The sequence below is a fragment of the Pseudomonas putida genome (assembly GCF_028682475.1).
Taxonomy (GTDB): domain Bacteria; phylum Pseudomonadota; class Gammaproteobacteria; order Pseudomonadales; family Pseudomonadaceae; genus Aquipseudomonas; species Aquipseudomonas putida_AG.
This window is the reverse complement of record NZ_JANHLE010000009.1, coordinates 25,269-38,336: the sequence shown is the minus strand read 5'-3', so window position 1 is coordinate 38,336 and position 13,068 is coordinate 25,269. Positions and strand designations below refer to the sequence as shown.

Sequence of the window (13,068 nt, the reverse complement as noted above, 5' to 3'; positions counted from 1 at the left end):
CGGTTCTCTACAGCAATTCAATAGGGCCCCGGCGTCCGATGCGCCGGGGCAGGGCTGGCTCAGCGCTGGATTTCGCGGTCGCGGTCCAGTTCGTAAGGCAGCGACAGCAGTTCCAGGCGCGGGCCCTCGAGGCTTCCCAGGTGCAGATTGTTGTCTTCCACGGCATCGGCGGTCAGTACTGCCAGCAGTTCGCTGCCGGTGGCGCTGCGGGCTGCCAGGACGACTTCACCGACCGAAGAGTTATGGGTCGGCGAGAAGATCTCGGTACCCGGCTCAGGCAGGCTTTCGCTCGCCAGGGCCACACGGTACTGGCGGCGCTTGAGCTTGCCCAGGTACTGCATGCGGGCGACGATTTCCTGACCGGTGTAGCAGCCTTTCTTGAAGCTGACGCCACCCACGGCCTGCAGGTTGATCATCTGCGGGATGAACAGCTCACGGGTCTGGGCCATGACCTGACCAATGCCCGCGCGGATCTGCCCGAGCAGCCAGTCGTTAAGCCCGGCTTCCGGCAGCGTCCCGGCCAGTTGCGCCTGCACACGTTCTGCCTGTTCGGCGGGCACCCAGAGTTCGATGCGACCTGCCGACACGGCGACGGCGATCAACCCGTCGTGGCGCGTTAGCGCGTCAATCTGGCCCGGTACCTCAAGGCCCAGTGCCTGCAGCGCTGCGTCACCTGCCTGCAAACCAAAGCGGACCCAGGCATCGCTGTCATCCGTCAGCTTGGCCTTGGAGAACACCGCGTATTTCTTCAGGTCGGCCAGTTGCGCTTCCAGCAACTCGCGGGTCATGGCCAGGAGGAAACCATCGCCTTCAGGCAGGATGCGAAAGCTCGACTGCATGCGGCCCTTGACCATGCAACGCGCGCCGAGGCTGCTGGTGCTGTCGCTCAGGTAGTTGAGGTTGCAGGTCAGTTGGCCTTGCAGGAACTTGCCGGCGTCCGAGCCGCGGACGGCGAGGACGCCTTCGTGGGAGAGGGTGCAGAAAAAAGCGGAATCGGCCATGGGATATCGCAGGGTAGTAAGACTGAGGGCCATGATAGAGCGCCGTTGGCAAAATAGGTAGTTGAGCGCGCCCCTCTGTCATTATTTGCTCACATGTCCGGACCAACGTCTCGTGTCCCGCAGGCGCTGGCTCTGTATACTGGCGGCCTATTTTAGGAGGGCTCCATGGTCGAACAAATTGAACTCAATCGGCTCTTTTGGCATAGCCGCCGCGGCATGCTCGAGCTGGACGTGCTGCTGGTGCCTTTCAGCCAGGACGTCTACCCGACCTTGAGTCAGGAAGATCGTGAGCTGTACTGGCGCCTGCTGGGCTGCGAAGACCAGGACATGTTCGGCTGGTTCATGGAGCGCAGCGAATCCGAAGACCCGGAGCTGCAGCGTATGGTTCGCATCATTCTGGACCGTGTCCAGCCCAAGTGAGCGGTTCGAGTGCCACTGGCAGGGCTCAAAAAGCCTGCTGGTGGCCTATCTGCTCAGCTGGCTGCTGGCCTTGCTGGCGCTGAGCCTGCTGCAGCTTCCCGGGTGGTTGCGGCTGTCTGGCGTGGTCCTGTGCCTGCTGCATGCGGGCTGGATGATTCCCCGGCGCATTCTGCTCAGCCATCCCCAGGCTATCAGCGGTTTGCGTCGTGATCGTGATGGCTGGCAGCTGTTCAGTCATGCCCAGGGTTGGCAGCCGGCGCAACTGCGCCCGGACAGCCTGGCCTTGCCGGGCCTGATCGTGCTGCGTTACCGCCGGTCGGGGCGCTACTGGAGTGAAGGTCTGTGTATCGCCCATGACGCGCTGGAGCCGGTGCAACACCGGCGCCTGCGCGTGCGCCTGAAGTTCAGTCGGCGTAGGTGGGCGGCTGCAGAATAGTGTCGCGGGCTTCGGCGAGCATGCCCGGGTAATCCAGGGTGTAGTGCAGGCCCCGGCTTTCCTTGCGTTGCATGGCGCAGCGGATCATCAGCTCGGCCACCTGGGCCAGGTTGCGCAGTTCGATCAGGTCGCGGCTGACCTTGTAGTTGCTGTAGAACTCGTCGATCTCGTCGAGCAACAGGCGCACCCGGTGTTCGGCACGTTGCAGGCGCTTGTTGGTGCGCACGATCCCCACGTAGTCCCACATGAATCGCCGCAGTTCGTCCCAGTTGTGCGCAATGATCACGTCTTCGTCCGAGTCGGTAACCTGGCTGGCATCCCAGCAGGGCAGGTCACGTGGCATGCTCACCTGGTCCAGCTGCGCTTCGATGTCAGTGGCGGCGGCGCGGCCATAGACGAAGCATTCGAGCAACGAATTGCTGGCCATGCGGTTGGCGCCATGCAGGCCGGTGAAGCTGGTTTCGCCAATCGCGTAGAGGCCGGGCACGTCAGTGTGGCCGCAGTCGTCGACCATGACGCCACCACAGGTGTAGTGAGCGGCAGGCACCACCGGGATCGGCTGGCGGGTGATGTCGATGCCGAATGTCAGGCAGCGTTCATACATGGTGGGGAAGTGGTTCTTGATGAAGTCTTCCGATTTGTGGCTGATGTCCAGGTACACACAGTCCACACCCAGACGCTTCATTTCGTGGTCGATGGCGCGGGCGACGATATCGCGCGGCGCCAGTTCTTCGCGCGGGTCGAAGCGCGGCATGAAGCGCTCGCCGTTGGGCAGTCGCAGCAAGGCGCCTTCACCACGCAACGCCTCGGTAATCAGGAAGCTCTTGGCTTGCGGGTGGTACAGGCAGGTAGGGTGGAACTGGTTGAATTCCAGGTTGGCCACCCGGCAGCCCGCACGCCAGGCCATGGCAATGCCATCGCCGCAGGCACCGTCGGGGTTGCTGGTGTACAGGTAGACCTTGGCGGCGCCGCCGGTGGCGAGCACGGTGAAGCGCGCGCCATAGGTATCGACTTCGCCGGTATTGCGGTTGAGTACGTAAGCACCCAGGCAGCGATCACCGTCCAGGCCCAGGCGCCGCTCGGTGATCAGGTCAACAGCGACCCGCTGCTCCAGCAGCTCGATGTTCGGTCGCTGGCGGGCTTGAGCCAGCAACGTAGTGAAAATCGCCGCGCCCGTGGCATCGGCAGCATGAATGATGCGCCGATGGCTGTGACCGCCTTCGCGGGTCAGGTGAAACTCAAAACCGCCGTCGTCGACGCTGGCGTGTTCGTCGCGGGTAAACGGTACGCCCTGGTCGATCAGCCACTGGATCGACTCGCGGCTGTGCTCGACGGTGAAGCGCACGGCGTCTTCGTGGCACAGGCCGCCACCAGCGTTGAGGGTGTCCTCGACGTGGGACTGCACCGTGTCGGTGTCATCGAGAACTGCGGCGACCCCGCCCTGGGCCCAGAAGGTCGAACCGTTGGCGAGGTCACCCTTGCTCAGCACGGCAATGCGCAGATGGCCGGGGAGGTTCAGCGCCAGGCTCAGACCGGCGGCGCCGCTGCCGATCACGAGGACATCATGTTGGAGTTGTTGGCTCATGTCAGGACACTAGTATCTGAAGGGGGGGATCGGCACAATAGTCAGGCGCTTATGGCATTGTGAAACTATCGTGAATCTGGACCGGCTGCCTTTATAGCAGCCCCAAGGCCCTGATTTCCAATGGCGCTTGCAGCGTCCGGGTGCTTGCTATGGGAACTTTCCATGCTGTGTGGATATCCATAGAAGGTTGCCTGCACGCCACAATGCCGCAGCGACGCCTGTCAGTAGCCCATAATCAAGGTGCTGTCGGCGTATTCGAGACCCGATTATCGACGCAGCCGGCCGTGACCGCGCTGCGTTTTTCGTGCGAGCCGACCAAGGGCCGCAGGAAACTTGCTTGGAGGGGAGAACTTTTGCGAAAAGCCCGAGTCTATGGTTGCAAGCCTGAACGATGCTTCTCGCAACGCTCCTTCACGTTCACTGAGGAGTGTTCATGCTAACCCAGGAAGAGGATCAGCAGCTTGTCGAGCGCGTGCAGCGTGGCGACAGGCGAGCGTTCGATCTGTTGGTGCTGAAGTACCAGCACAAGATTCTCGGGTTGATCGTGCGTTTTGTACACGACACCCATGAAGCCCAGGATGTGGCGCAGGAAGCTTTCATCAAAGCTTACCGGGCGCTTGGTAATTTTCGCGGAGACAGTGCTTTCTACACCTGGCTGTACCGCATTGCCATCAACACGGCAAAGAACTATCTGGTGTCCCGCGGTCGGCGGCCACCGGACAGCGATGTGAGTTCCGAGGATGCGGAATTTTACGACGGCGATCATGGCCTCAAGGATCTGGAGTCCCCCGAACGTGCGTTGTTGCGAGATGAGATCGAAGGCACCGTCCATCGGACCATTCAGCAACTGCCAGAAGATTTGCGTACGGCGTTAACTTTACGTGAATTCGATGGTCTGAGTTACGAGGACATTGCGAGTGTCATGCAGTGTCCGGTGGGTACCGTGCGCTCTCGAATCTTCCGCGCTCGGGAGGCCATAGACAAAGCCCTGCAGCCGTTGTTGCAGGAAACCTGAGACAGCGGCGACAGCCAAGAGAGGAACCGCCATGAGTCGTGAAGCTTTGCAGGAATCGCTGTCCGCGGTGATGGATAACGAAGCGGACGAACTGGAATTACGTCGGGTGTTGAACGCCGTCGATGATGCCGAAACCCGCGCCACCTGGTCGCGTTATCAGGTCGCCCGTGCGGCCATGCACAAGGAACTGGTGCTGCCACAACTGGATATCGCCGCCGCCGTGTCTGCCGCGCTGGCTGACGAAGCCGCGCCAGTCAAGGTCAACCGTGGGCCTTGGCGCAGCCTGGGTCGTCTGGCCGTGGCTGCCTCGGTGACTGTCGCCGTGCTGGCGGGTGTGCGCCTGTACAACCAGGACGAGATCAGTGGTGCCCAGCTGGCTGCCCAGCAACCGGTCCAGCAAGGTGTGATCGTGCCTCAAGTTCAGGGCCCTGCGGTGCTGGCAGGCTATAGTGAGAATGCAGAGCAGCCAGGCCCGATGGCCAATGGCGTGCTGCAAGGGCAATCCGGCTGGCACGACCAGCGTCTGCCCGGCTATCTGCGCCAGCATGCTCAGGAAGCAGCCCTCAAAGGTACCGAGAGCGCTCTGCCTTATGCCCGCGCGGCCAGCCTGGAAAACCGTTAAGTAAGGAGGATCATGCGCGCGCTACCTCTCATTCCGCTGTTGCTGAGTGGCTGGCTGACATTGCCGGCCCATGCGGCCAACTCCTCACCGGAGGCGGGCGACTGGCTCAAGAAGCTGGCGCAGGCCGAGCAACAGCAGAGTTATCAGGGTACTTTCGTTTACGAGCGTAACGGCAGCTTCTCCACCCACGATATCTGGCATCGTGTCCAGGACGGCAAGGTCAGCGAGCGCTTGCTTCAGCTCGATGGCTCGGCCCAGGAAGTCGTGCGTGTCGATGGGCGTACCCAGTGCGTAAGCGGAGCCTTGGTCTCGGGTGTGAGCAGCACCCCGGAATCTACTGCGCGAGTACTTGATCCTCTGAAATTGATGAGCTGGTACGACCTTGGGGTCGCCGGCAAGTCCCGGGTGGCGGACCGTGCTGCGGTTATCGTTACCCTGACCCCGCGGGATCAGCATCGTTATGCCTTTGAACTGCACCTGGATCGCGAGACCGGTCTGCCGCTGAAGTCATTGATGCTCGATGACAAGGGGCGTTTGCTCGAGCGCTTCCAGTTCACCCGCCTGGATACCCGAGAGGCGCCGAGCGATGCTGATCTGCAGGCTGGCGAGCAATGCAAGCCGGTCACTGCAGTTGCTGCCCGGGCTGCACAGCCGGTCACCGGCTGGCGTTCGGACTGGTTACCACCAGGCTTTGAGCTGGTTGACAGCTCGACTGGCAAAGACCCGCAAGGCAAGAACACGGTCAACCGCCTGATGTTCGATGATGGCCTGGCGCGTTTTTCGGTGTTTGTCGAAGCCCTGGACGGCGGCTCGGCGGCGGATATCCGCACGCAGTTGGGGCCGACGGTGGCGGTCTCGCGTCGCCTGACCACGCCCAAGGGTGAAATGATGATTACCGTAGTCGGCGAAATCCCGATTGGTACCGCCGAGCGGATTGCCTTGTCGATGCGGTCTCAGGATGCCCAGGCGCAAAAATGAACAGCAGGCACAGCGCTGAACGGTCGAGGATGACTTGACTGACATGATTGGCAAGCTTTGCAGTTTGCAAAAATCCCAGAATTTTTCTATAGGTCAGTCCTTTCGGGGTCTGGCCTTTCCTGCTTCTGCAGGGCCCTACTGCTAACCACGCTCGATGTGACGGGAGCCGTATGTCAATACCACGCTTGAAAACCTACCTATCGTTGTTCGCCGCCGTGCTCATGCTCGGTCAGGTGGCCACCGCTGCCCAGGCCGAAGCCCTGCCGGATTTCACCACGCTGGTCGAGCAAGCCTCGCCTGCGGTGGTGAACATCAGTACCAAGCAGAAACTGCCGGATCGCCGCTATGCGACCGGCCAGATGCCTGACCTTGAAGGCCTGCCGCCGATGTTTCGCGAGTTCTTCGAGCGCAACATGCCGCAGCAGCCGCGCTCGCCGCGTGGCGACCGTCAGCGTGAAGCGCAATCGCTGGGTTCGGGCTTCATCATTTCCAGCGACGGTTACGTCCTGACCAACAACCATGTGGTCGCTGACGCTGACGAGATTATCGTCCGTCTGTCTGATCGCAGCGAATTGCAGGCCAAGTTGGTCGGCACCGATCCGCGCACCGACGTGGCACTGCTCAAGGTCGACGGCAAGAACTTGCCGACGGTCAAACTGGGTGATTCCGAGAAACTCAAGGTCGGCGAGTGGGTGCTGGCCATCGGTTCGCCGTTCGGCTTCGACCATTCGGTGACCAAAGGTATCGTCAGCGCCAAGGGGCGTACCTTGCCGAACGATACCTATGTGCCGTTCATCCAGACCGACGTGGCGATCAACCCAGGTAACTCCGGCGGCCCGCTGTTCAACATGAACGGTGAAGTAGTGGGGATCAACTCGCAGATCTTCACCCGCTCCGGTGGCTTCATGGGCCTGTCGTTCGCGATCCCGATCGATGTGGCGCTGGATGTCTCCAATCAGTTGAAGAAAGACGGCAAGGTCAGCCGCGGCTGGCTGGGTGTGGTGATTCAGGAGGTCAACAAGGACCTGGCTGAATCCTTCGGTCTGGACAAGCCGGCCGGCGCCCTGGTGGCCCAGGTCCTGGAAGACGGTCCGGCAGCCAAGGGTGGCCTGCAGGTGGGTGACGTGATCCTGAGCATGAACGGTCAGCCGATCGTCATGTCCGCCGACCTGCCGCACCTGGTCGGTAGCCTGAAAGACGGTGCTACCGCCAAGCTGGACATCATCCGCAACGGCAAGCGCCAGAGTCTGGATGTCACTGTCGGTGCGCTGCCTGACGACGACGCTGAAATCGTCGCCAATGCCAACGGCGGCGTCGAGCGCAGCAGCAATCGTCTGGGTGTCTCGGTGGCCGACCTGAGCGCTGAACAGAAGAAGACCCTGGAGCTTAAGGGCGGCGTGGTCATCAAGGAAGTTCAGGACGGTCCGGCAGCCCTGATCGGCCTGCGTCCGGGTGATGTCATCAGCCACTTGAACAACCAGGCGATTCTTTCGGCCAAGCAGTTCACCGAAATTGCCAAGGAATTGCCGAAGAACCGTTCGGTGTCGATGCGCGTGCTGCGTCAGGGGCGCGCCAGCTTCATCACCTTCAAACTGGCTGAATAAGCTGGGTTGAACAGGGAAGGGCAGCCGTGGCTGCCCTTTTTTGTGGGTGCTGCACTGCAGAATCTGTGGGAGGCTGGGGTGTAATGAAGATATTTCCCGCAACCCTCTACCCATAGTTCACGTGACGCCAACGTCACGCTTCAGGTACAATTCCCGGCTATTTTTCGGTGGGCGTCCGGCCCGCAGCCTTTTTGAGTGTTGACCCGTGAGTGATTTGAGTCATATCCGCAATTTCTCCATCATCGCCCACATTGACCATGGCAAGTCGACCCTGGCGGACCGTTTCATCCAGATGTGCGGTGGCCTGACTGCGCGTGAGATGGAGGCCCAGGTACTCGATTCCATGGACCTGGAGCGTGAGCGCGGTATCACCATCAAGGCCCACAGCGTCACCCTGCATTACAAGGCGCAGGACGGCAAAACCTACCAGCTGAACTTCATTGACACCCCCGGCCACGTCGACTTCACCTATGAAGTAAGCCGTTCGCTGGCGGCGTGCGAGGGTGCGTTGCTGGTGGTCGATGCCGGCCAGGGCGTCGAGGCCCAGTCGGTCGCCAACTGCTACACCGCCATCGAGCAGGGCCTTGAGGTCATGCCGGTGCTGAACAAGATGGACCTGCCCCAAGCCGACCCGGACAAGGTCAAGGACGAGATCGAGAAGATCATCGGCATCGACGCCACCGACGCCGTGGCCTGCAGCGCCAAGAGCGGCATGGGCGTGGACGAGGTGCTCGAGCGTCTGGTACACACCATCCCGGCGCCGACCGGTGACATCGACGCGCCACTGCAGGCGCTGATCATCGACTCCTGGTTCGACAACTACCTCGGCGTTGTCTCCCTGGTGCGCGTGCGTCATGGCCGCGTGAAGAAGGGCGACAAGATCCTGGTCAAGTCCACCGGCAAGATCCACCTGGTCGACAGCGTTGGTGTGTTCACCCCGAAACACACCCAGACTGCTGACCTCAAAGCCGGTGAAGTAGGCTTCATCATCGCCAGCATCAAGGACATTCATGGTGCTCCGGTCGGTGACACCCTGACCCTGAGCAGCACCCCTGAAGTCGATGTGCTGCCAGGTTTCAAACGTATCCAGCCGCAGGTTTATGCCGGCCTGTTCCCCGTCAGTTCCGATGATTTCGAAGATTTTCGTGATGCATTGCAGAAACTGACCCTGAACGACTCGTCGCTGCAGTACCTGCCGGAAAGCTCTGACGCACTGGGCTTCGGCTTCCGTTGCGGCTTCCTCGGCATGCTGCACATGGAAATCATCCAGGAGCGCCTGGAGCGCGAATACGACCTGGACCTGATCACCACGGCGCCAAGTGTAATCTTCGAGGTCAAACTCAAGACCGGCGAGACGATCTACGTCGACAACCCGTCGAAGCTGCCGGACGTATCCTCGGTAGAGGACTTCCGCGAGCCGATCGTCGCCGCGACCATCCTTGTGCCCCAGGAGCACCTGGGCAACGTCATTACCCTGTGCATCGAGAAGCGTGGCGTACAGCGCGACATGCAGTTCCTCGGTTCGCAGGTGCAAGTGCGCTACGACTTGCCGATGAACGAAGTGGTACTGGACTTCTTCGACCGCTTGAAGTCCACCAGCCGCGGCTATGCTTCGCTGGACTACCATTTCGATCGTTACCAGTCGGCCAACCTGGTCAAGCTCGATGTACTGATCAACGGTGACAAGGTCGACGCCCTGGCGCTGATCGTGCACCGCGACAACGCGCACTATAAGGGCCGCGCGTTGACTGAGAAGATGAAGGAACTGATTCCTCGGCAGATGTTCGATGTGGCAATCCAGGCCGCCATTGGCGGGCAGATTGTGGCGCGAACCACTGTCAAGGCGCTCAGAAAGAACGTACTGGCCAAATGCTACGGTGGTGACGTAAGCCGTAAGCGCAAGCTGTTGGAAAAGCAGAAGGCCGGTAAGAAACGCATGAAACAGGTCGGCAACGTGGAAATTCCACAAGAAGCCTTCCTCGCCGTGCTCAGGTTGGAATAATTAGGTCCTATGTCGCTAAATTTCCCGCTTTTGCTAGTCATCGCCGTTGCCGTCTGCGGTCTGTTGGCCCTGGTTGATCTGCTGTTCCTGGCGCCACGCCGGCGTGCGGCGATCGCCACCTATCAGGGCAGCGTCAGCCAGCCCGAAATGGCCGTGGTCGAGCAGTTGAACAAGGAGCCGTTGCTGGTTGAGTACGGCAAGTCGTTCTTCCCGGTACTGTTCATCGTCCTGGTGTTGCGTTCGTTCCTGGTCGAACCTTTCCAGATCCCTTCGGGATCGATGAAGCCGACCCTGGAAGTGGGCGATTTCATCCTTGTGAACAAGTTCTCCTATGGCATTCGCTTGCCGGTGATCGACAAAAAGGTCATCGAAGTCGGTGATCCGCAGCGCGGCGACGTGATGGTGTTCCGCTATCCGAGCGACCCGAACGTCAACTACATCAAACGTGTGGTTGGCTTGCCGGGCGACCAGATTGCCTACACCAGCGACAAGAAGCTGTTCGTCAATGGCAAGCCGATTGCCGAGCAACTGGTAGGCACCGAACCGGGCACCCTGGGCAGCGCTGAGCTGTACAAGGAAAAGCTGGGCGAGGCCGAACACCTGATCCGCAAGGAAATGAGCCGTTATCGCATGCCGCCTGACCAGCAATGGACAGTCCCGGCCGGCCATTACTTCATGATGGGCGACAACCGCGACAACTCCAACGACAGCCGTTACTGGGATGACCCCGCTATTCCCAAGGCGCTGCATGGCATGGTCCCGGACCAGAACATCGTCGGCAAGGCCTTCGCGGTCTGGATGAGCTGGCCGGAGCCCAAACTCAGCCACTTCCCGAACCTGTCGCGGGTCGGTCTGATCCAGTAACACTACAACGGCGCTGTCCTGGGACAGCGCCGAATGCATTTCTGGCATAGGCTGTGTTCAGAGGGATCTGCCGATCCGCCTGCACCGCCGACGCCGATGGGCGTGAGCCACATAGTCTTTCAGGATGTTGATTTGAACAAAGCGTTGAATATCGACCACGAACTGCGCGTGGGTACACTGTGAGCGTTTCTTTGAGCCGCCTCGAGCGCCAGCTCGGTTACACCTTCAAGAACCAGGAGCTGATGCTGCTGGCGCTGACGCACCGCAGTTTTGCCGGGCGCAACAATGAGCGCCTCGAGTTTCTCGGCGATGCGATCCTCAACTTCGTCGCTGGCGAAGCGCTGTTCGAGCGCTTTCCCCAGGCCCGTGAAGGCCAGCTGTCGCGCTTGCGCGCGCGCTTGGTCAAGGGCGAGACCCTGGCCGTGCTGGCCCGTGGTTTCGACCTCGGTGAGTACCTGCGCCTGGGCTCCGGTGAGCTGAAAAGCGGCGGTTTCCGCCGCGAATCGATCCTGGCCGACGCCCTTGAGGCGTTGATCGGCGCGATCTACCTCGACTCGGACATGCAGACCGCCCGCGAGCGCGTGCTGGCCTGGCTGACCGGTGAGTTCGAAAGCCTGACCCTGGTCGATACCAACAAGGACCCGAAAACCCGACTGCAAGAGTTTCTGCAGTCGCGGGCCTGCGAGCTGCCGCGTTACGAAGTGGTGGATATTCAAGGTGAACCCCATTGCCGGACGTTTTTCGTCGAATGCGAAGTGACCCTTTTGACTGAAAAAAGCCGAGGGCAGGGCGTTAGCCGGCGTATCGCCGAGCAAGTCGCGGCCGCCGCAGCACTGATCGCCCTGGGCGTGGAGAATGGCAATGACTGATACGAACACCACCCGCTGCGGCTATGTCGCCATTGTCGGCCGCCCGAACGTCGGCAAATCGACCCTGCTCAACCACATCCTCGGCCAAAAGCTGGCGATCACCTCGCGCAAGCCGCAGACCACCCGGCACAACATGCTCGGGATCAAGACCGAGGGTGATATCCAGGCGATCTACGTCGATACCCCGGGTATGCACAAGAGCAACGAAAAGGCGCTCAACCGCTACATGAACAAAACCGCCTCGGCCGCCCTCAAGGACGTCGACGTGGTGATCTTCGTGGTCGACCGTACCAAGTGGACCGACGAAGACCAGCTGGTGCTGGAGCGTGTGCAGTACGTGCAGGGCCCGGTGATCCTGGCGATCAACAAGACCGACCGGATCGAAGAGAAAGCCGAGCTGATCCCGCACCTGCAATGGCTGCAGGAGCAACTGCCAAACGCCGAAATCGTGCCGATCTCCGCGCAGCAGGGACATAACCTCGAAGCCCTGGAAGGCCTGATCGCCAAGCACCTGCCGGAAAATGATCACTTCTTCCCGGAAGACCAGATCACCGACCGCAGCAGCCGCTTCCTCGCCGCTGAACTGGTACGCGAAAAGATCATGCGCCAGCTCGGTGCCGAGCTGCCGTACCAGATCACCGTGGAAATCGAAGAGTTCAAGCAGCAGGGCAAGATCCTGCACATTCATGCGCTGATCCTGGTCGAGCGTGACGGCCAGAAAAAGATCATCATTGGCGACAAGGGTGAGCGTATCAAGCGTATCGGTTCCGAGGCGCGCAAGGACATGGAAGTGCTGTTCGACGCCAAGGTCATGCTCAATCTCTGGGTCAAGGTCAAAGGCGGCTGGTCCGACGACGAACGCGCCCTGCGTTCGCTGGGCTACGGCGACCTCTGATCGCATCAGGCCCGGCAGCGTCCGCTGTCGGGTCGAACCTCTTCTGAAGCGCTGCTCATGGAACTGCCAGTTGGCCAACCGGCCTACGTGCTGCACAGCCGGGCCTACCGTGAAACCAGTGCGCTGGTGGACTTCCTCACCCCGCAAGGGCGCCTGCGCGCAGTGCTGCGCCGTGCGCGTGGCAAGGGTGGCAGCCAGGCGCGGCCGTTCGTACCGCTTGAAGTCGAATTCCGTGGTCGTGGCGAGCTGAAGACGGTGGGCCGCCTGGACAGCATCGGCGTGGCCGCCTGGCTCAATGGCGATGCCTTGTTCAGTGGTCTGTACCTCAATGAACTGCTGATTCGCCTGTTGCCCGCCGAGGATCCGCATCCGGTGGTGTTTGAGCACTACGCGGCCACCTTGCAGGCGCTGGCTGCCGGACGGCCGCTGGAACCGCTGCTGCGGGCCTTTGAATGGCGTTTGCTGGATGAACTGGGCTACGGCTTTGCCCTGGACCAGGACATCAACGGTGAACCGCTGGTGCTCGATGGTCTGTACCGTCTGCAGGTGGACGCAGGGCTTGAACGGGTTTACCTGCTGCAGCCCGGTTTGTTCCGTGGTGACGAGCTGGCGGCCATGGCCGAGGCCGACTGGAATGTCCCGGGTGCCTTGAGTGCGGCCAAGCGCCTGATGCGCCAGGCGCTGGCTGTGCACCTGGGTGGACGGCCATTGGTCAGTCGGGAACTGTTTCGCAAGCGCTGAGCACGTCGTATGCTGTCGGGCTCAATCTTCAGGAGA

The 13,068-nt window shown here is 61.0% G+C and carries 13 protein-coding genes; 11 read left to right on the top strand and 2 right to left on the bottom strand.

Translation table 11 applies throughout. The annotated features are described in order from the left end of the window. Positions 1-59: 59 nt before the first annotated feature. On the bottom strand, positions 60-1,001 hold the full coding sequence (locus NPS47_RS10015) for a YgfZ/GcvT domain-containing protein (protein WP_274294831.1): 942 nt from the start codon (positions 999-1,001) through the stop codon (positions 60-62). Between the two features lie 165 nt (positions 1,002-1,166). Between NPS47_RS10015 and NPS47_RS10010 the strand changes: the two genes are divergently transcribed. Both NPS47_RS10010 and NPS47_RS10005 read left to right on the top strand, forming a co-directional pair. Then, the gene (locus NPS47_RS10010; protein WP_157191351.1) at positions 1,167-1,421 is read left to right on the top strand and encodes a succinate dehydrogenase assembly factor 2; all 255 of its coding nucleotides are present in this window, start codon (positions 1,167-1,169) and stop codon (positions 1,419-1,421) included. Then, positions 1,405-1,857, top strand: a complete 453-nt coding sequence (locus tag NPS47_RS10005) for a protein YgfX (protein ID WP_274294830.1) — start codon at positions 1,405-1,407, stop codon at positions 1,855-1,857. Before NPS47_RS10010 ends, NPS47_RS10005 begins: the two co-directional genes overlap by 17 nt. Here NPS47_RS10005 and nadB read toward each other — a convergent pair. After that, positions 1,826-3,442: an L-aspartate oxidase gene (nadB, locus tag NPS47_RS10000; RefSeq protein ID WP_274294829.1), complete on the bottom strand. Its 1,617-nt coding sequence runs from the start codon at positions 3,440-3,442 to the stop codon at positions 1,826-1,828. The genes NPS47_RS10005 and nadB overlap by 32 nt on opposite strands. A 433-nt stretch (positions 3,443-3,875) precedes the next feature. Between nadB and rpoE the strand changes: the two genes are divergently transcribed. The 9 genes from rpoE to recO all read left to right on the top strand — a co-directional run bounded on the left by rpoE (position 3,876) and on the right by recO (position 13,032). Then, positions 3,876-4,457 (top strand): RNA polymerase sigma factor RpoE, encoded by a 582-nt coding sequence (gene rpoE / locus NPS47_RS09995; RefSeq protein ID WP_010220971.1) that lies wholly within the window; start codon positions 3,876-3,878, stop codon positions 4,455-4,457. Positions 4,458-4,488: 31 nt separating this feature from the next. Next, the gene (locus NPS47_RS09990; protein ID WP_274294828.1) at positions 4,489-5,079 is read left to right on the top strand and encodes an RseA family anti-sigma factor; all 591 of its coding nucleotides are present in this window, start codon (positions 4,489-4,491) and stop codon (positions 5,077-5,079) included. A 12-nt stretch (positions 5,080-5,091) separates the two neighbouring features. Continuing rightward, on the top strand, positions 5,092-6,057 hold the full coding sequence (locus NPS47_RS09985) for a MucB/RseB C-terminal domain-containing protein (protein ID WP_274294827.1): 966 nt from the start codon (positions 5,092-5,094) through the stop codon (positions 6,055-6,057). Positions 6,058-6,278: 221 nt separating this feature from the next. Next, positions 6,279-7,661: a DegQ family serine endoprotease gene (locus NPS47_RS09980; RefSeq protein WP_425313493.1), complete on the top strand. Its 1,383-nt coding sequence runs from the start codon at positions 6,279-6,281 to the stop codon at positions 7,659-7,661. Positions 7,662-7,866: 205 nt separating this feature from the next. Continuing rightward, a complete protein-coding gene (gene lepA / locus NPS47_RS09975; protein WP_274294825.1) occupies positions 7,867-9,663 on the top strand; it encodes a translation elongation factor 4 in 1,797 nt (598 codons plus the stop codon). A gap of 9 nt (positions 9,664-9,672) precedes the next feature. Further along, entirely contained in the window at positions 9,673-10,527 is an 855-nt protein-coding gene (gene lepB, locus NPS47_RS09970; protein ID WP_274294824.1) for a signal peptidase I, read from the top strand. Positions 10,528-10,706: 179 nt separating this feature from the next. Further along, positions 10,707-11,396 (top strand): ribonuclease III, encoded by a 690-nt coding sequence (gene rnc / locus NPS47_RS09965; RefSeq protein ID WP_028943430.1) that lies wholly within the window; start codon positions 10,707-10,709, stop codon positions 11,394-11,396. Next, positions 11,389-12,291, top strand: coding sequence for a GTPase Era (gene era, locus NPS47_RS09960; protein WP_038607646.1), 903 nt, complete (start codon positions 11,389-11,391; stop codon positions 12,289-12,291). Before rnc ends, era begins: the two co-directional genes overlap by 8 nt. Before the next feature lie 57 nt (positions 12,292-12,348). Next, positions 12,349-13,032, top strand: a complete 684-nt coding sequence (gene recO, locus NPS47_RS09955; protein WP_274294823.1) for a DNA repair protein RecO — start codon at positions 12,349-12,351, stop codon at positions 13,030-13,032. Positions 13,033-13,068: the final 36 nt, after the last annotated feature.